The organism is Stenotrophomonas sp. 610A2, assembly GCF_030549615.1.
Taxonomy (GTDB): Bacteria; Pseudomonadota; Gammaproteobacteria; order Xanthomonadales; family Xanthomonadaceae; genus Stenotrophomonas; species Stenotrophomonas pigmentata.
In genome coordinates this window covers 362,956-378,016 of the sequence record NZ_CP130832.1, presented here as the reverse complement: position 1 = coordinate 378,016, position 15,061 = coordinate 362,956, and the positions used below count along the sequence as shown (strand labels likewise).

Annotated in this window: 25 protein-coding genes; 7 read left to right on the top strand and 18 right to left on the bottom strand. The window is 60.2% G+C overall.

Annotated elements, in window-relative coordinates; genetic code table 11:
• Positions 1-4: 4 nt before the first annotated feature.
• From Q5Z11_RS01575 to Q5Z11_RS01555, 6 genes are all read right to left on the bottom strand, one after another.
• A complete protein-coding gene (locus Q5Z11_RS01575) occupies positions 5-1,291 on the bottom strand; it encodes a phage portal protein (protein WP_303748408.1) in 1,287 nt (428 codons plus the stop codon).
• Positions 1,288-3,042 carry a terminase large subunit gene (locus Q5Z11_RS01570; protein WP_303748407.1) on the bottom strand — a complete coding sequence of 585 codons (1,755 nt, stop codon included), beginning with the start codon at positions 3,040-3,042 and terminating at the stop codon, positions 1,288-1,290. Before Q5Z11_RS01570 ends, Q5Z11_RS01575 begins: the two co-directional genes overlap by 4 nt.
• Positions 2,981-3,400, bottom strand: coding sequence for a P27 family phage terminase small subunit (locus tag Q5Z11_RS01565; protein WP_303748406.1), 420 nt, complete (start codon positions 3,398-3,400; stop codon positions 2,981-2,983). The genes Q5Z11_RS01570 and Q5Z11_RS01565 overlap by 62 nt, the downstream gene beginning before the upstream one ends.
• Before the next feature lie 183 nt (positions 3,401-3,583).
• Entirely contained in the window at positions 3,584-3,904 is a 321-nt protein-coding gene (locus tag Q5Z11_RS20705; protein WP_405051674.1) for an HNH endonuclease, read from the bottom strand.
• 38 nt (positions 3,905-3,942) lie between these two features.
• Complete coding sequence (locus tag Q5Z11_RS01560) at positions 3,943-4,116, bottom strand: hypothetical protein (protein ID WP_303748405.1); 174 nt, start codon at positions 4,114-4,116, stop codon at positions 3,943-3,945.
• Positions 4,116-4,472, bottom strand: a complete 357-nt coding sequence (locus Q5Z11_RS01555; protein WP_303748404.1) for a DUF1064 domain-containing protein — start codon at positions 4,470-4,472, stop codon at positions 4,116-4,118. The genes Q5Z11_RS01560 and Q5Z11_RS01555 overlap by 1 nt, the downstream gene beginning before the upstream one ends.
• A gap of 128 nt (positions 4,473-4,600) precedes the next feature.
• Here Q5Z11_RS01555 and Q5Z11_RS01550 point away from each other — a divergent pair, with 128 nt between their 5' ends.
• Positions 4,601-4,807: a hypothetical protein gene (locus Q5Z11_RS01550; RefSeq protein ID WP_303748403.1), complete on the top strand. Its 207-nt coding sequence runs from the start codon at positions 4,601-4,603 to the stop codon at positions 4,805-4,807.
• Between the two features lie 32 nt (positions 4,808-4,839).
• On the opposite strand, the gene Q5Z11_RS01545 is transcribed toward Q5Z11_RS01550, so the two are convergent.
• The 11 genes from Q5Z11_RS01545 to Q5Z11_RS01495 all read right to left on the bottom strand — a co-directional run bounded on the left by Q5Z11_RS01545 (position 4,840) and on the right by Q5Z11_RS01495 (position 11,411).
• Positions 4,840-5,295 (bottom strand): lysis system i-spanin subunit Rz, encoded by a 456-nt coding sequence (locus tag Q5Z11_RS01545; protein ID WP_303748402.1) that lies wholly within the window; start codon positions 5,293-5,295, stop codon positions 4,840-4,842.
• Positions 5,292-5,480, bottom strand: coding sequence for a hypothetical protein (locus Q5Z11_RS01540; RefSeq protein WP_303748401.1), 189 nt, complete (start codon positions 5,478-5,480; stop codon positions 5,292-5,294). The genes Q5Z11_RS01545 and Q5Z11_RS01540 overlap by 4 nt, the downstream gene beginning before the upstream one ends.
• A gap of 199 nt (positions 5,481-5,679) precedes the next feature.
• The gene (locus Q5Z11_RS01535) at positions 5,680-6,003 is read right to left on the bottom strand and encodes a hypothetical protein (protein ID WP_303748400.1); all 324 of its coding nucleotides are present in this window, start codon (positions 6,001-6,003) and stop codon (positions 5,680-5,682) included.
• Positions 6,003-6,434 (bottom strand): structural protein P5, encoded by a 432-nt coding sequence (locus Q5Z11_RS01530; protein WP_303748399.1) that lies wholly within the window; start codon positions 6,432-6,434, stop codon positions 6,003-6,005. Before Q5Z11_RS01530 ends, Q5Z11_RS01535 begins: the two co-directional genes overlap by 1 nt.
• Before the next feature lie 323 nt (positions 6,435-6,757).
• Complete coding sequence (locus Q5Z11_RS01525) at positions 6,758-7,942, bottom strand: hypothetical protein (RefSeq protein ID WP_303748398.1); 1,185 nt, start codon at positions 7,940-7,942, stop codon at positions 6,758-6,760.
• A 78-nt stretch (positions 7,943-8,020) separates the two neighbouring features.
• Positions 8,021-8,644: a hypothetical protein gene (locus tag Q5Z11_RS01520; RefSeq protein ID WP_303748397.1), complete on the bottom strand. Its 624-nt coding sequence runs from the start codon at positions 8,642-8,644 to the stop codon at positions 8,021-8,023.
• Positions 8,641-9,015 carry a Ref family recombination enhancement nuclease gene (locus tag Q5Z11_RS01515; protein WP_303748396.1) on the bottom strand — a complete coding sequence of 125 codons (375 nt, stop codon included), beginning with the start codon at positions 9,013-9,015 and terminating at the stop codon, positions 8,641-8,643. Before Q5Z11_RS01515 ends, Q5Z11_RS01520 begins: the two co-directional genes overlap by 4 nt.
• Positions 9,015-9,596 (bottom strand): hypothetical protein, encoded by a 582-nt coding sequence (locus Q5Z11_RS01510; RefSeq protein WP_303748395.1) that lies wholly within the window; start codon positions 9,594-9,596, stop codon positions 9,015-9,017. The genes Q5Z11_RS01515 and Q5Z11_RS01510 overlap by 1 nt, the downstream gene beginning before the upstream one ends.
• Positions 9,571-10,458: a helix-turn-helix domain-containing protein gene (locus tag Q5Z11_RS01505; RefSeq protein ID WP_303748394.1), complete on the bottom strand. Its 888-nt coding sequence runs from the start codon at positions 10,456-10,458 to the stop codon at positions 9,571-9,573. The genes Q5Z11_RS01510 and Q5Z11_RS01505 overlap by 26 nt, the downstream gene beginning before the upstream one ends.
• Before the next feature lie 147 nt (positions 10,459-10,605).
• Positions 10,606-10,926 carry a hypothetical protein gene (locus Q5Z11_RS01500; protein ID WP_303748393.1) on the bottom strand — a complete coding sequence of 107 codons (321 nt, stop codon included), beginning with the start codon at positions 10,924-10,926 and terminating at the stop codon, positions 10,606-10,608.
• A 14-nt stretch (positions 10,927-10,940) separates the two neighbouring features.
• Positions 10,941-11,411 carry a phage regulatory CII family protein gene (locus Q5Z11_RS01495; RefSeq protein WP_303748392.1) on the bottom strand — a complete coding sequence of 157 codons (471 nt, stop codon included), beginning with the start codon at positions 11,409-11,411 and terminating at the stop codon, positions 10,941-10,943.
• Positions 11,412-11,571: 160 nt separating this feature from the next.
• Here Q5Z11_RS01495 and Q5Z11_RS01490 point away from each other — a divergent pair, with 160 nt between their 5' ends.
• Positions 11,572-11,817: a hypothetical protein gene (locus Q5Z11_RS01490; protein WP_303748391.1), complete on the top strand. Its 246-nt coding sequence runs from the start codon at positions 11,572-11,574 to the stop codon at positions 11,815-11,817.
• A gap of 20 nt (positions 11,818-11,837) precedes the next feature.
• Here Q5Z11_RS01490 and Q5Z11_RS01485 read toward each other — a convergent pair whose 3' ends face one another.
• Complete coding sequence (locus tag Q5Z11_RS01485; protein WP_303748390.1) at positions 11,838-12,344, bottom strand: transcriptional regulator; 507 nt, start codon at positions 12,342-12,344, stop codon at positions 11,838-11,840.
• A gap of 82 nt (positions 12,345-12,426) precedes the next feature.
• Here Q5Z11_RS01485 and Q5Z11_RS01480 point away from each other — a divergent pair, with 82 nt between their 5' ends.
• From Q5Z11_RS01480 to Q5Z11_RS01460, 5 genes are all read left to right on the top strand, one after another.
• Entirely contained in the window at positions 12,427-13,086 is a 660-nt protein-coding gene (locus Q5Z11_RS01480) for a S24 family peptidase (protein WP_303748389.1), read from the top strand.
• Positions 13,087-13,132: 46 nt separating this feature from the next.
• Entirely contained in the window at positions 13,133-13,789 is a 657-nt protein-coding gene (locus Q5Z11_RS01475) for a hypothetical protein (protein ID WP_303748388.1), read from the top strand.
• A gap of 200 nt (positions 13,790-13,989) precedes the next feature.
• Positions 13,990-14,199, top strand: a complete 210-nt coding sequence (locus Q5Z11_RS01470; RefSeq protein WP_303748387.1) for a hypothetical protein — start codon at positions 13,990-13,992, stop codon at positions 14,197-14,199.
• The gene (locus tag Q5Z11_RS01465) at positions 14,196-14,681 is read left to right on the top strand and encodes a hypothetical protein (RefSeq protein ID WP_303748386.1); all 486 of its coding nucleotides are present in this window, start codon (positions 14,196-14,198) and stop codon (positions 14,679-14,681) included. The genes Q5Z11_RS01470 and Q5Z11_RS01465 overlap by 4 nt, the downstream gene beginning before the upstream one ends.
• 107 nt (positions 14,682-14,788) lie before the next feature.
• Positions 14,789-15,055: a hypothetical protein gene (locus Q5Z11_RS01460; protein WP_303748385.1), complete on the top strand. Its 267-nt coding sequence runs from the start codon at positions 14,789-14,791 to the stop codon at positions 15,053-15,055.
• Positions 15,056-15,061: the final 6 nt, after the last annotated feature.

The following is a 15,061-nucleotide window of genomic DNA, read 5'->3' as shown; positions in this document are numbered from 1 at the left end:
GTGGTCAGTCCTTCTTGTCGTCGTCGAAACCGAGGAGCGCGCGGATCGCGGCCCTGGCTTGGTTTACATCGGACGCCTGGCCAACGCTGTCCAGCGTGGTCATGGCGGATTGCACCGTCAGCACAGCGGCGTTGCCGCCCATCGGGGCCCGATCCTCCAGCTCTCGCACCTCATCGCGGGTGAGGATGCCCTTATCAACCATCACACCGTAGAACGCTGCGCGGCCAGCGCTATCCGCACGAAGAAGGCCCTCAACCGTGAATTTCGGGTAGAACCTGATCCGCTCGGCCGGCGTCATCAGGTCCTTGCTGATGGCCTGTTCAATCCGTCGAAGCCAAGGCCCAAGCGTGAATGTCAGGAAACCAATCATCTGTTGCTCGATGCCGGTACCCCAACTGGTCGACTTCTCGGTATGTCCAACCATCCAGGGAGGCACACGGAACCAGCGGCAAATCGACTCAACAGCGAAAGACCGAGATTCGAGGAGCTGAGCATCCGCCGGGTTGATACCAAGCGTGCCGGCATCGGTACCACCCTCCAGCAGCGGCGTCTCGCCGCGTTCAATCGCCCCGAGCAGATTCTTTTTGAACTCGGTCCGCTGTTCGGGCTTCAGAAATGCATTGATCTTGTAGTAGATCGTCTGCAAGAGGCCGTTCTTGAAGGTCCTCGCCGCCGCACGATCTGCGGCGATTGCATTTCCGAACACCTTTGCGCCGTAGGCGATTACCGAGACCCCGTTCTCACCGTCCAGAGTGAATCCTGGTATCCGCCATATTCGATCCGCAGGAATGACTCGAAGCGTCCCGTTCGAACGTTTGTAGGTATAGACCTTGTTTCCTTTGGCGTCGGGATTCACCGTCAGCCTCCCCGGGTCCAAGAACTGCAACCCGATGACTCGTTGCCCGGCATACAACTTTTCTGCATGCGCGTTACCACGCAACAGCATGGAAACGATCATGGCCTCCCAGAAGATCGCTGCAGTCGAGTCGACATTCGGCTGATCATGCACGACGAAATGTAGTGGGTGATTGCTTGCCACCTGCTTGCCGCTACTGGTGCGTTCGTAGATAGACAGCGGCAGCGTCGCGATCGTCTCGGAGATCAATCGTACGCACGCCCAGACCGCATCTACCTGTAGCACCGCGCGCGGGGTGACCGAAACGCCTGACTCGCTGACCATTTCCCGGTCCACGTACAGTTCTTCATCCCTCGTCGTGAATGAACGCACCCAGCCATCAATCGAGGCGGCGATTCGACCCATGATGCCGGTTCTCGGCTGGTTTCTTTTCACCTTGCATTCCTCACGGGGTCGTTTAGCCAGTCATCCATACTTCCGTCCTCGTTGGAGTCCGCCGGCATACTTAGGCCGATCGCCATAAGGAGAGCTGTCATGTCATCGATCTTTTCAGGCGACTTGCGCTTGTCCGGCGCCATGTTCAAATTCTGATCCCTTCGCACAACAAGGTTGGAGGCACACCAGGTCAGCACTGGGTCTTCCGCGTAGACCAGCCTCCCCGCGACATACGCCATTTCCATTTCGCGAATGGCGGGGTGGTAGGACTTCGGGCCTTGAATGAACTCCACCATCGGAACTTCAGCCTTCACCAGGCGACTGACCATCTCTGTCGCATTCCATCGGTCAAAGGCCATTGCCTGGAGATTGAAGCGCTCCTTGACATCCAGAATCGCTGCTTCAATCACGGAGTAGTCGGTCACTTCTCCTTCGGTCTGTTCCATATGACCGGCGGCAACCCAACCCGGATATGGAACCGTCCCGCGCTCCCCGCGCGATTTAACTGCCTCTTCTGGCACCCATCTCCTCCCCCACGTGAGGATTCGGTCTTCAACCCGCCAGACGAGCCTCATGGAGGTCAAATCGGTGGTACTTGCCAGATCCAGACCGCCCCAACATGGGATATCTCGCAGTCGATCTAAGTCCACCAGCCCTGCACACTTCTTCCATTTCGGCAGAAGAATGAATCCGTTCGCCTGCGATGCTGGGCGGTTCAGCCGTTTGATCTGAAACTCGGCCAGCTTCGACGGCATCGCCTTGGCTTCGACGGATTCCTTTCGGATCGCGTCCAGGAGCTTGGGATTAACGTCCATGAGCGGATTGGCTTTGAACCAAGACGACTCGTCGAAGTCCCTATCGTCCTTATCCACCGCGTAGAACACTGCGAGATAGTGATCTGCGGTGTCCTTGAAGACTCCTTCCAGCAGCTGCTTGGCGAACTGACGTATTTCAGCCCAAGGTCCAGGGTTGGTGTAGCCCTCGGTCGTGGTGAACAACCAAAGTGGATTAGCGCGCGCACCAGCAGCCGACTGCAGAACGTTAAGCAGATCAGGCGTCTTGTGCGCGTGGATCTCATCTAGGCCCACGTGCGAAGGATTCAAACCATCCTGAGTGCTGGCTTTTGCATGCACTGGCTTGAAACTGGCGCCGATCTCCACTCGGCTGATGGACTTAGCCCAGGTCTCCAATCCGTACTGCTCGCGCAGATCCGGGGTCTTTTCCACCATTCGCTTTGCGACGTTGAAGATGATCGAAGCCTGCGAGTAAGTCGTGGCGGCGGAGATTACTTGCGCCCCCTCCTCATCCTCGCAGCATTCGCAGTACAGCAAGATCGCTGCCGCTAGCGTTGACTTGGCATTCTTTCGTGCAACAGCAAACAGCGCAGAGGTGAAACGCCGATTCCCGTCGCGCTTGCGGAAGCCAAATAGCTGAACGAGGAAAAACACGTGGGAGGCATGCAGCCGGATCTCCGGTGTTTCCCACTTTCCCTCCACATGAGGCAGCAGCTCGATCCAGGCACAAACGTGGTTTGCATGCGCTGGCGAAAAGTAGAACGGGGCTCCTTTCTTCTTTCCACGCTTCAGATCATTTTTGAACCGCTTTGCCGCAAGCTGGATCAGCCGACCATAGCGCTTGCCTTTGTTGACAGCGGCGTCTTCGGCATACGCAAGAGCAATGCCAACGTAATCACCGGGCGCCTGGCTGGCCGAGTTGCCCGAACTTGTTGCCGGGCTTTTCCGTGGCGCCATTGGGCTTCACCTTCCCTTGTGCAACGGGGGTCAGCCCGAAGTCATTCATCAGTCCACGTAACTGAGCAACCATCGATGCAACCGGCGCTTCACCTGCGGCATAGAGCTGAACAGTTTTTCCATGCAGGACACACAGCTGTCCCAGGGCAGATAGACCTGCCTCCGTCAGCAACTTGTTGGCGTGGAGAATCGGGGCTAACCGCTCCCACTCCTTGCGCGCGTGCGCATTTGGGAGCCAGTCGGGCGGCGGCGGTACGTCTTCGACCAGAGGAAGATCGGCGGCAGGCGCCGGATCACGGTCCGGCCGATCCGTGCCGGCCACCACTTTCAGCGATGTCGGCTTGCGGGGACGGGCCATGGGTACCTCAAAAACTGAATTTTCTGAATTGACGGTGCAAAAAAACCACTGGGCGGCCGGTGTCCGAGATGTAAGCCTCTCGACTTTTCCCCCTCCCCCGGGGTTCTTGCGAACCATTCTCATCCTTGGTGCTCTGGAACGGATCGATGCGACCAGTTCTCATTCCGCTTGGCGCTTGCGCTCCTATCGAGCGCCTTGGGCGGAATCGGATTCCACTCGCCGCCTCACGCCGCGCGCCGCCTCTTGCGCCGTCTTCTTGGCGTGGCAGTCGCGGTTCATGGCCTGCAGGTTGCTCTCTGCGTCCGTTCCGCCTTCGGCTAGGGGGACGATGTGATCGACCTCATCGGCCAACAATGGAAGTCCAAGGGCCTTGCAGTCCTGACACTGGCACAGGTAGCAGTCGCGCCTGAGGACCGCGTCACGGAGCCTGCGCCACGGTCTGCCGCCTCTCCCGTTCCCATAGCTTGGGGGCTGCTGGCCGGGCGGCTCGTAGACGGGGGCCATGGGCTGCATGGGCTTGTGACTTGGTGCGAAAGAAGGCATCAGTCGAGTCCTTGTGTTTGGTCACGCTCACGACCAAGTGGTTCGCCGTCCAGGGACACGCCCACTTCTCTTTGAATCTCTTCTGTGCTGCCGTCTGCCAGAGCCTCGATCAGTGCATCTAGCTTCTTCTCGATGCGGTTGAGTTGGCCCTGCACTTTGCATGTGGTGCTCATCAGAATTCCTCTACATCCCAGCCGCCGCCCTCCCGCTTCGCCTTCACCTTCACGGCAAAGAACCGAAACGGAAACATGGCCGCCGCGATCTTGATCTTGGCCCTGGCATCGTCCTGCCAGAACCCCTTTACCTCATGCAGCTCCATCACTCCGTCCGCGGCCAGCACCGCAAAGTCAGGGGTGTAGAACGTGTTGTCCGCGAGGCGCAGCTTGATGCCTTCGAACTTGTGCCAGAGGATCTGCCCGGCCTGCTCCAACGCGCGCAACCGGTCGGCATACGCTTGCTCTGTCTTGTTGAGCTGCCCTGTCTTGAGCCGTCCAAGCGCCAAGTGGTTGCCACTCTTGCTTCGCCTCATCGCCTCAACCTCACCAACGACTCTCCACAAGTCTCAAACCCTCACCGTTTGCGGCGGTGCACATTGAATGGCACACAGGCCATGTGTAGCGTCGGCCATGCCCTTTCCCGGGCAAACAAAGGACTGACGTGAATATCAAGACGATCTTGAAGACCGTTACTTTCCTCGCGGCCACTGCCGCCGGCACCGCCATAGCAGCTGATATGTGCGATTTCTGCACCATCCGCTATCAAACATGCATAAATGCACCGCCTGGCTCGCCGCTGTACATGCCTCCCGCGCAATGCCTCGCCGTCTATGAAGCCTGCAAGCAAGAGGACTGCCCGGCTCCCTAACGGTTCGGCCAGCCCTCTCCATGAGGGCTGGCTCAGCCTCCAACCCTTACTGAGGCTTGGCAGGCCTTAACCTGGTCGTCTGCGTCTCTTCCGATTCGAACAAGATCGCCCTGATCCTTTGCTCGTAGTTCGGCGAGCGCATCACGTTCGGCGATGCCGGCTGCGGACTCGGACACACGGTTGGTTTCACACGCTGCCCACTGCCGGCGCAACTGGAGGTTGCCAGCACGCAGGTCAGCAACAACAGCAGCAGGGACGGCCTCGGCCGCTTCCCGGTCTTGTTCATGCTTCGCTCCGATCTTGGCCAGCTCCTGGCCCTTGGTCTGTTCCAGCGCGCGGACGCCCTGCTCTGCCAGCACCTGGCTGGTGAGTTGCTTCACTTCCTCCTTGCCCGCGGCGATGTCTGCGCTGCGATCCCGCCATTCCCGGCCGAACAGGCAACCAGCGAGGAACAGCAGCAGGCCTGCGAGAATGTGCACCCTGTTCATTTGAAGCCCTCGATGGTTACCCGGTCCGGGTGGCGGTAGCTGATCCACTCGGGCATGGGTACGAACCGCCCGTTCTGCTTGAGCTGGATCTGCACTTCGTAGCGCGGGACGTTCTTGAACGTTGCGTCGAACTCCTCCAGCAGCACCGTCATCCGTGCCTGCCAGTCGTCCGGCATCTCGTGCATCAGTACTCGTGGCAGCGGAAGCCAGGATGCATAGCTCAGCCCGAACCATCCCCATAGAGCGTCATAGCCCGGGCGTCGATGCGCGTTCACTCAAACCTCCACGCCCACAAGGGCTGTCATGGGTCCATTCCTATGTCGCCGTGCCAGTGCGCCAGCGCCGCGACGACGAGCCCGGCCAGCAGACCAATGCCCAGGTACATCACGGCGGTTCGGGCGGGATCACCGCACCCAGTCCGCGTAGCAGGCCTTCCAGCGTCTGTACTCGCATGCGCAACCGGTGCGCTTCCTCCTGAGCCTCACGTCGCAACTTGATCTCCTCGTCCAGCTGCGTGCCCATCCGGACCTGCGACTGCTCAAGACGATCAATACGCTCTGTCAGCCCGCCAACCAGGGTGACGTTGGCATCCGTCTCCGTTCGCTCTTTCTTGCGGCTGTTGATGACGCCCCAGATCTCCCGAACCGCCCAAAGGGCGAAGGCGCCGCCGGCGGCCCACCACGGCGCGGTCGTTGGATCACCGTCCATCAAGCGAGGGCCTGGCGCACGCCAGCCTCGATCACCGCCTCGTCCCAAAACAGCCCGCCGTTCTCATGCCGGGCAATGGCAGTCACCATGCGCTGCAGGGGAACCTGCTTGCTGAGGCTGACGATCTCCCGGCTGCCCACACCTACCTCGCGGGCCACCTGGGCGATGTACGCCTCGGTGTTGTTCTCCACTGACGGAGCCCAGCGGTTGATCATGTCGCGAACCGTCCGCAAGCCATGCTTGTTCTGGTACGTCAGCAGCGTCTTGGCCAGCGCGCGGAATCCCGCCTGCGGCGTCTCGAACACGCAGAAGCGCTTCTCGCTGGCCAGTGCCGCGGCGCTGCGATCCTCACCCTGCCAAGGCGTCTTGCTTCGATCGATGTTGCCCGGGTTGTTGTTCCGGACGCCGCGCGGCTCCTGCTTCGTGCTCATGGGTGAATCCCCTGTATGGCATAGGTGCCCGTCACCACAGTCCGGCTGCGGTCGATGATTGGTCCGGTGAGGATTGACGGGCGTAGAAGGTCCGATCACCACCACTGCCTGGTGCGCAGGCCAGTCATGGCGTTTCTGGCGCGCTTGCGCGCGGCACCGGCTCCAATCGCCTCACGGCGAGCGGAGGAGCTTACGGGGCGGTGGTGATCGGGTTGAAATGAAAAAGCCCGGCTTGTGCCGGGCTTTCGTCGCGTGATGTTAGAACTGTAGGCTGAAAAGTGCGCGGACATCACCCGCGCACTAATCAACCTTCCTGACGATTACTAGTCACCCGGAATACTCGGTGTCTTGCCACGCCTCGGGGACTGATGAGCACTCTTTCTAGAGCGCTTTGGATCAAAGTCTTCTATTGGCTGGAATTGCAAGGGAAAAGGAGCATATTCCCCTTTGAAATTCTTCTCACCGGGCAACTGCGGAATCTCCCGCCAGTACTTGACTGCGCTTTCAGGAATTGGACCGTTTGGACGTGGTCGCAACACGCAGCGCGCCTCAATCTTGGCCCGCACATCGTCAAGCCTATGAATATCGACGTAGTTGGATGTGCATGCAGACATCAAATAGAAGAGACCGCTTAGAGCTGCCGTAGCATCCACCAAATCCGGCTGATCCCCGCGATGAATGAAGTCGTTGCGCGCCTTTCTTGCAGTATTCAAACAGCAGTACAACTCCGCATTGAGTATCCCTTTCTGAAACAAGACCTCAATTCGTGCTGACGTCGTCCACACCCGATAGTCGTTCAAGAACGACTTCCGGTTGGGAACGCCATCAGCAGCAGCCTTCGCCTCTACCTCATTTCGCCAAATCAGGCTAACTAGCTGCTCAATACTCGTCCACAAGCCGGTAAGAGCCTCTGCAAGCGCGCCTTCGACATAGTGCGTGCACCCGGAGAGCACAATTTCGTGACTTAAGGAACCACACTTCTCGACAATCTCACGACCGCGCCCAATAGCCGCCTCAAGTTCCGAGATCGTGATTGGCTTCTGATCCATAAGGCAAAACGCGTCTGATGCGCTAGCACTCCTCTCTCGCAGTGACGAGTGCAGCTTTGTCACCGCACCGGCCCGCGAGAACATACGAATGTACCCGGTGCTGTACAGCACACCCGATCCTATGTCTGCTGGAGCCACCGCATGGCTATAAATGCCTCCGAGCAGCATCTCGAGGAAAACGCGATTGAATATCTTTAGCGCTTTCCCATGTTGCTTAAACTCGGGAAGCGAGGGAAGCGCGAGAGAACCATCGAAACCAACAAGGATCGTGTAAGGAGCTACCATGCCGTCAATGAAGCCACTAACGCGGTTCAACTTTAAATAGTCGTAAGTCCCGCCATTGATATCTTCAATTGTCGGATTCCAGCTGTCATTTTCGTCTTTGGCAATTAGCTTCAGTGGCTCACTAATCGCCATGATCAGGGGGGTCTCAATCGGCTTTGTCTCGTCAGCGGTCATCGGCTGGATGCAATTGGTTGTCGACAGCGGACTATATCAGCGCGACATTCTTCCAGCCGATAGTCAGTCTAATTGAGATCAATGTTCATCGGCGGGGAGCGACTTTGCCAGCGCGCGCCTTAAACTCCTGACCGCAACGCTCTCCATAGCCACCATCTCCGTGAGCAACCAGTCGACAACGGCTGCCCAAGCCTCACGGTAGCTCGACTCACTAACACCTAAGGCTGTCGCTCGTTCGCGATTGCTAAGACGCTCGCCCTTCATGTATCCAATCGAAACGGCCGCAATCTGTGGCATGCGCTCTTCCAATCGCTCCGGCAGAAGGTCGTCACGGGCCAATGCAGCACGAGCCTTGAGGATATCGAGATTCCGTCGAGTCACCTCATCAATGTTCCGGTTGAACTTTGCCATGCACTCAGCAATACCCCAAGTCGTGCGAGCGTCAAAATAGGCCCGAGAACGACGGTTGCGCTCCTCCATTGCCAAGCGGGTAATCCCCTCGAAAGCGCGCACGATCTCTGCCCTACTCGGCGCCGGTCCGTGCAACAGCTCCAACAGATCGCGACCGAGACCGGAGGGCACCATGCCGAGCGCGCCCGCAATGTCGATATTTGCCAAGGCATCCACGCCACCGCCACTTCCGACGTTCATGCGGGTGGTGGTCGGATTAAGCCGCGCTAGCAGTTCGCGCACATCGGTCATGCTGCTCTCCTCAGTTCATTCACGTGGGTCTGTTGTTCGATCAAGTCGTCGTCGCTGCCGTAGGTCTCGTGGAACACCCTGGAGCCATCCATCAGGCTCGGGCCGTAGATCGCGCGCGTCTGTGTAAGGGTCTTCCCCTCGTTGGGGTGCCGGCGGTGATGCCAGACGCAGAGCGCGTAGCCGAAGAAGTGGCCGCGACGGCGGTTGCCGATCTTTGTGTGGTTGTAGTCGCAGCCGTAGACCACGCGGTGCGAGGACAGAAGGCCCGCCATCTTGAGCACCAGGCAGGCCATGCATGGACCAACCTTCGCCAGCTCGATGCGCTCTGCCTCGGCTGCAGTAGGGGTGCCAGTGGAGTGCTGCATCGCCATCAGTCGAACCCAAGCTCCTGGGCAGCGCGCGCCATTGCGGCAGCCGCGGTTTCCCGATTGGTCACGCTGGGCGAAGACGGCCGTTCGTGGACCAGCGCAGGCACTGCGGCCGGGAGCGCTCCGCCGGCGGAAACGTGCTGCATCGCCTGGCTGAAGGCGGCGGCCACCATTCGGGACTGCTGGTAGCCGTCCGCGGCGTTGAACGCGTGCAGGTCCATCAGCGATCGAACCAGCACGGAGAACGGGCTACGGTCTTGACCGGGCCGCAGCTCCTGCTCCACCTGCGGGAGCGATGGCAGGCCCATGCACAGCGCGCGGAACTCGCCGGGGGTTGGTGGCCACTTCAGGCCCATGCGCATGCAAGCGGCCATGCCCTCCCCCAACTGGCGCGGCAGCAAGCCCTTCAGCGCCAGCGCCCAAGTCTCCCCAGCCACAGTCAGCGGACCGTCCGCGCTGGCGGGCGCCAAGCCGTTGTCGCGCTTCCACTTGCCCGGGAACATCGCCTCCATTCGCTCCCACAGGTTCCACAGCGCGTCCATGGCGCGCTGGCTGGGCTCAGCCGACAACGGCGTACTCGCCATCGATGACCTCGCCTGCCTGCGGGCCTCGTCCTGCCCCGCTTGGGCGGCCAGCGTTGCTACCGCCGTGACGGCGCTCGTACTCGGCTCGGAGCTCGGAGACTCCGGCGGCAGAACCCTGTGGATGATTTCCATGGCTATTGGCTCCTGGCTTCGGGATGACGGGCAACGACAGGCCGGCGGCCATGGCGTCACGGAGGGATTGATTCGGGTCGCCGCCTGCAGCGGCGATGGATTTCAGCGTTGGCAGGATCTGCAGCCAGCCCTGCACCGACAGCGTCCGGCTCGACACACGGCGATGGCGGACGAACTGGGCAAGCACCTCGTGGTCGATCCAGTCCGGCAGCGAACCGAGCGGCGAGATCTCGCGATCGATGTCAGCCGCGGTGAGCTCGCTTCCACACACACGGTGTGTGTTCTGACGGTTCCCTTTAGTTTCTGACGGTTCCGTGTCCCGTTTTTGGGACTGTTTCGCGGAAAAACGGGACTGTTTGGAGGGAAAAACGGGACTCTTTCCGGCGCTTTTTGGGACTGTTCCGTTTTCGGAACTGTTCCGCTTTTGGGACTGTTCCGTTTTCGGTACCGCTTCGATCTGCTGACCAGCGAGCAGCCGGTAAACGATCACCTGCTTCGTGTCGCCCATGCGCCGCCCGCTATCCTCGATAAAGCCCAACTCACGCAGGCGCACCAGGTTGGCGAGAACCGTCTTGCGGTCCTGCCCTGTCGCCTCGGCCAGATAGGCCACCGATGGATATGCAAGCCATGTGTCGCCGCTGGCGCAGTTCGCCAGAACCGTCAGCACAAACTTGGCCGAGGAATGCTTGATCGGCAGCTTCAATGCCCAGGTGATCGCTTCCACGCTCATGGCGAAGGTCCCGTTTGCTGGTGCGGCTCTGCTCTGTGTTTCACGCCATGACTCCTACAACCACCTGCATTACCCGCATCCCTCAACCGTGCAGGAGTTCGGCTGTCCCGCCAGGAGCTACCTGACGGTTAGAGGGGCGGGATTCTGTTAGGGGCGCTTGCGCGCCTCTGCTGCCTTCTTCTCGTCGGCCTTTGCCAACGCCGCGTTACGTTCGTGCTGCGAGATCTGCTTTTTCAGCGCGTTTATGCGCGTGGCGTGGATGTAGGCGGCGTAGCCGCGCGGCGATCCATTGGCCTCCAACTCCGCCAGCTTTTCGCGGCACTCAGCGATGCGCCGGTCCAGGTATACAGAGCGAAGCTCGTCCCATTGATGCGGAGGTTTTCCCTCGGCGCGGCGGCGCTTATCAAGCTCTCCACGCAGCTCTGCCACGGTGAAGCCGTGCAGCACGTACCGCTTACGCGTGGACATGGGGGTCGCTGTCGTCACTTTTCGCCCACCGAGGCCTGCTCGGCCCTTTGCGCCAGATCAGCGGCACCGGCTTGGATGAAGGCACATAGGCGCCCAATGTCACTCGCTTCGTTCGGGGTGATCTTTCCGTCCGCAAGCGATAGCGCCACTGCCTCGGCCAGATCGCCTTGACGAGCAGCTATTGCCAGAACAGCAGTGACTACGTTTCCACTCGCCGCGCCCTCGACCTTCCGCAGCACATAGCCGTGCTCGGCAGCGAGCGCATGGAGAATCCGGTGATTGTTCGTCAACGCCATGATCTCGCTGGCCTCGGCCAAGGTCAGGTGATGCGTCGTGTTGTTCGGATTCACCTTGTTGCGCAGTACCGCGCCAGACATCGGCTTCTCTTCCCCGCGCTCGTTGACCGTGACTAGCCGGGTCGCCAGTGCCTCAGCACCGCCTGGCGAGTCCTTTACCGTCTTGTACGCGGCATCGATGATGTTCATTGCAGGGCTCCGTGAACGTGGTTTGCGGGAAAGGCGCGGTGCACGATTGGCGCCATGAAGGGAATCGACGAAAACTCAGCCATGACCGGCCAGGCGGCAGGTGCCACCCTCCTTGCGGTAGGCTGCTGTTTCCACACGAACAGCCCGCAAGGAGGGAGACATGGAAAAGGCACCCACTCCGGACGTCGTATACGGCTGGGAAATCGACGTCAGCGACAATTTCCGAGGCGCGCAGTTCACTTTCCAAGCCCTCGGGAAACCGGGAGATCCAGAGGCCAGCGGTGCTTATTTCTGCCGACCAGCTTTTCTAGAGATCGAAGTGCTGCGACGTCTTCAGAAAGAGCTGGACGGCCTAATCCGCTATATGGAAAAGGGTGTCGAGGCGCCCGGAGCAAGGACGCAATAGCAGCTGCACAGAGGGGCATTTCAGGCCACCTCAACAGAAACGATGCGGCCATCGTCCGGATCTGCCGGCGGCGCTTCGGCAATGGCCTGCGCTTGGACCCCAAGCAGGCGCAGCACTTCGGGCACGGCCGGCAGCGCGCGCTCTTCCTCCCAGCTTTCGACCTGGGCCAAAGGCAAACCCAGCACCGTGGCCAGCTGCTTGTCGTTGGTGAAGCCGAGCCGAGCGCGCAGCGCGCGCTTGCTCATGCGGGAATCAACATCCGCAGCGATCGCGGTGCGCGAGCTTTCTGTCTGTTCACCAATAAGTTGGTCGCTGCTGGTCTCCTCGGCCACCTCCCCGAAAACGTCGGGGCGCAACTCGTGACGAGACACCCCTGTTACCCGCTCGATCACCAGAGCCAAGCGCACGGGAACTGGACGCCGGCCCTTCACCCACTGGTTGACCGCTTGTGGCGACACCCCGAGCTGGCGGGCGAGATCCGCCTGCCGGCCGGGGAACCTGTCGATGACGGATGCGATTGCGCTCATGGAACAACTAAAGCATCGCTTAAGCGAATAGTCAAGCAATGCTTTCTTACATTAGCCCTATGTTGCCGTGGACAATCAAGCGATGCTTGAAAATGACGAAATGGCCGCTGCCATACGAGTAGCTGTTGAGGGCTCCGGGCGCACGCAGAAGGAGATCGCCGATGCGTTCGGCGTGACAGAGCAAGCCGTGTCCGGCTGGCTAAGGACCGGAAAAGTCGACAAGCGCAAGCTGCCTAGGCTTGCTTTGCTGACCGGCAAACCCCTTTCGCATTTCGGAATGGGGATTGAGGGCGGCTCCATCTCTTCGCCTGCGACCGCAGGGAACTATGTTCGCGTCGAGCAACTGGAGGCAGCGGCAGGCATGGGGGAAGGAATAGACAATCCCGACTTTCCGGAGGTGATCCGGGCAATTGATTTTGAGCCCGGCTATATCCGTAGCATCGCGGGGTTCATTCCGACCCCTGGCCGTTTGCGGCTTATAACAGGTAGTGGTGACTCAATGCTGCCTACCATTCAACCGGGAGATTCGGTTGTAGTGGACACCGGGATTACGTCGTTCGATGGGGATGGCATTTACCTAATCAACATGGGCAATGGGCATCAGATCAAGCGCCTCCTTGATAGAGGGGTGATCCACGTTGCAAGCGAAAACAAGAGCTACGGGGACCCCTTCCCTATCCCAGAAGGCACTGTGATAGGTGGAAAAGTCTATCTACGAAATAGGATCGAGCGATTCAACTAAGTGCGGAGAATCTCTCCGCTGGATGCGGTTACAGAAGGGGGAAAGGATGAATTTCAAGGCAATTTCCATACTGGCGGTTCTTGCACTGACCGGCTGCGCCTCATCTAGCGTGCTGGTTGGAACCAAGCGGCCTCCGATAGATCCAGCGCAGGTTCGTATCTATATCGACCCCCCTGCGCGTTTCGAGAAGGTTGCTATGCTCGATGCTGGCAGCCGAAATTCTTGGGCAATTACCGATCAGGGGAAGACAAACAAGGTCATGGAGCGCCTGAAACAGGAAGCCGCCGACCTCGGCGCTAACGGCATCCTGATTGGTGGACTGGGCGATCAGCAAGTCGGATCAGTCGGTTCTGGACAAGCGTGGGGTTATGGCAACACTGCCTACGGTTTTGGGGTGAGCAGCGGCGTGTTCCAGAAGAAAGGCGCGGGGCTAGCAATCTTTGTATTTGAAGAAGGCCAACCAGTTGTCAGCTCGCAATCACAGCTGCCGCCGACAACCATCGTCACGGCCGTCCCCACAACCCAGGAACACGCTCCACAGGCTCAGCAAGCTGCCGAATCTGGTGGCTCCGGATGGCGGGCGTGGGGAACTCAGCCAGTTCCTCAAGCTCAGAAAAAGGCGCTTTACCGCTGCCCTGGAAGTGATGGTTCTCAAGTTGTGACTGAAACACCGGCTGCTGGCTGCAGCGTTATCACCCAGTGATTCCGAGCGGGGCGATTCAAGGAAGAAGCAGCGCCGAATAAAAGCCCCGCCCTGGCGGGGCTTTTTCGTTCCTGCTGGTAAAGCCTGAACATATTCATCAATGCAATAAAGCGACGCTTGACTTCAAACTTAAGCATTGCTTTACTGACTCCATCGCCCCGCGACACACCCATTCCGGGCAGGGGCTGGAGATCAGGTTCATGGCGACCGTCACCTCGAAATGCTATCGGCTGCCCGGCGGATTTCTCGACGGCACCGACTACGTAGAAGTGTTTTCGGACGGCACGTCCATGTGTCATCAGCGTAACGGGCTGCCGTCAGACCGCTTCGCCCACATCTTCCAGCGCCCAATCAGGGACGGCGAGTGGGTGGAGATCGAGAACCCGGCCAATGCGGGAGACGCCGCATGACTCGCGCCCTCCTCGCCTCCCTGCTGCTCGCCCTGGGCGGCTGCGCCGCCACCGGCCAGCCCGAGCCCTCCCCGGCCGCTGAGGTCACCACCGATGGCGAAGTGACCATCCCGGCAGACCTGGTCATCAGCAGCCCGCGCATCTGCGCCGCCCTCGTCGTCTACGAGCTCGCAGACCACGACGATTGGGGACTGCGCGGCACCATCGCGGCAACCGCCCTCAATGGCTTTCGTGTCGCCGACCGCGTGCCGAACTGCGCCGCTGGCGTTGCCGTCGCGTTGACGGCCGACTTCTCGGCTCGCCGCTGGCAAGACGCGCTCGACGCTGTCGATGCCGTCACCAGCGGCTCCTACCCCGTTCCAAGCGCATGCGCCCGGGCAACTGCGGTTGTCCCCCTCTCTGCGGTCAGTGCCGACTCCCCCTCGGCCGCCCGGGCGCACTGCGTCATCTATGACCTGGCTTTCGTCGGCGGTGCGCCGTGAAGCACTCCACCCGCGAACTCCTCGGAACCCTTCTTGTGACCCTGGCAGCTGCCGCCATCGTCGGCGCCCTTCTCGCGCTGCTGGCCTACGGAAAATAGGAGAAGCACATGCAACGCATGATCACCGAGCAGCCGCCGATCATCCCCTGCAGCAAAGGCCACGCGGCCCGCCACATGCTCGACCTACGCCGGCCCTCGGCCGGAGGCGGCCACAGCGTCGAATGCGCCTGCAGCAACACAGCCAGGCATCTCACGTTCGAAGAAGCGCACGCGGAGTGGTGCCTTGTGCACGGACAGCGCGCGCCGAAGCGCAAACCAGCAGCGAAGCGATCCGTGTTCCCGTCCGAGCTCGCCCAGCTGCAGCTGAGTCTGTGAGGCGCA

Excerpts from the sequence above, each read along its gene's own strand:
- Q5Z11_RS01570 (WP_303748407.1), bottom strand. The coding sequence starts at position 3,042 with ATGGCGCCACGGAAAAGCCCGGCAACAAGTTCGGGCAACTCGGCCAGC.
- Q5Z11_RS01565 (WP_303748406.1), bottom strand. The coding sequence starts at position 3,400 with ATGGCCCGTCCCCGCAAGCCGACATCGCTGAAAGTGGTGGCCGGCACG.
- Q5Z11_RS20705 (WP_405051674.1), bottom strand. The coding sequence starts at position 3,904 with ATGGCCCCCGTCTACGAGCCGCCCGGCCAGCAGCCCCCAAGCTATGGG.
- Q5Z11_RS01560 (WP_303748405.1), bottom strand. The coding sequence starts at position 4,116 with ATGAGCACCACATGCAAAGTGCAGGGCCAACTCAACCGCATCGAGAAG.
- Q5Z11_RS01555 (WP_303748404.1), bottom strand. The coding sequence starts at position 4,472 with ATGAGGCGAAGCAAGAGTGGCAACCACTTGGCGCTTGGACGGCTCAAG.
- Q5Z11_RS01545 (WP_303748402.1), bottom strand. The coding sequence starts at position 5,295 with ATGAACAGGGTGCACATTCTCGCAGGCCTGCTGCTGTTCCTCGCTGGT.
- Q5Z11_RS01540 (WP_303748401.1), bottom strand. The coding sequence starts at position 5,480 with ATGCACGAGATGCCGGACGACTGGCAGGCACGGATGACGGTGCTGCTG.
- Q5Z11_RS01535 (WP_303748400.1), bottom strand. The coding sequence starts at position 6,003 with ATGGACGGTGATCCAACGACCGCGCCGTGGTGGGCCGCCGGCGGCGCC.
- Q5Z11_RS01530 (WP_303748399.1), bottom strand. The coding sequence starts at position 6,434 with ATGAGCACGAAGCAGGAGCCGCGCGGCGTCCGGAACAACAACCCGGGC.
- Q5Z11_RS01525 (WP_303748398.1), bottom strand. The coding sequence starts at position 7,942 with ATGACCGCTGACGAGACAAAGCCGATTGAGACCCCCCTGATCATGGCG.
- Q5Z11_RS01520 (WP_303748397.1), bottom strand. The coding sequence starts at position 8,644 with ATGACCGATGTGCGCGAACTGCTAGCGCGGCTTAATCCGACCACCACC.
- Q5Z11_RS01515 (WP_303748396.1), bottom strand. The coding sequence starts at position 9,015 with ATGGCGATGCAGCACTCCACTGGCACCCCTACTGCAGCCGAGGCAGAG.
- Q5Z11_RS01510 (WP_303748395.1), bottom strand. The coding sequence starts at position 9,596 with ATGGCGAGTACGCCGTTGTCGGCTGAGCCCAGCCAGCGCGCCATGGAC.
- Q5Z11_RS01505 (WP_303748394.1), bottom strand. The coding sequence starts at position 10,458 with ATGAGCGTGGAAGCGATCACCTGGGCATTGAAGCTGCCGATCAAGCAT.
- Q5Z11_RS01500 (WP_303748393.1), bottom strand. The coding sequence starts at position 10,926 with ATGTCCACGCGTAAGCGGTACGTGCTGCACGGCTTCACCGTGGCAGAG.
- Q5Z11_RS01495 (WP_303748392.1), bottom strand. The coding sequence starts at position 11,411 with ATGAACATCATCGATGCCGCGTACAAGACGGTAAAGGACTCGCCAGGC.
- Q5Z11_RS01490 (WP_303748391.1), top strand. The coding sequence starts at position 11,572 with ATGGAAAAGGCACCCACTCCGGACGTCGTATACGGCTGGGAAATCGAC.
- Q5Z11_RS01485 (WP_303748390.1), bottom strand. The coding sequence starts at position 12,344 with ATGAGCGCAATCGCATCCGTCATCGACAGGTTCCCCGGCCGGCAGGCG.
- Q5Z11_RS01480 (WP_303748389.1), top strand. The coding sequence starts at position 12,427 with ATGCTTGAAAATGACGAAATGGCCGCTGCCATACGAGTAGCTGTTGAG.
- Q5Z11_RS01475 (WP_303748388.1), top strand. The coding sequence starts at position 13,133 with ATGAATTTCAAGGCAATTTCCATACTGGCGGTTCTTGCACTGACCGGC.
- Q5Z11_RS01470 (WP_303748387.1), top strand. The coding sequence starts at position 13,990 with ATGGCGACCGTCACCTCGAAATGCTATCGGCTGCCCGGCGGATTTCTC.
- Q5Z11_RS01465 (WP_303748386.1), top strand. The coding sequence starts at position 14,196 with ATGACTCGCGCCCTCCTCGCCTCCCTGCTGCTCGCCCTGGGCGGCTGC.
- Q5Z11_RS01460 (WP_303748385.1), top strand. The coding sequence starts at position 14,789 with ATGCAACGCATGATCACCGAGCAGCCGCCGATCATCCCCTGCAGCAAA.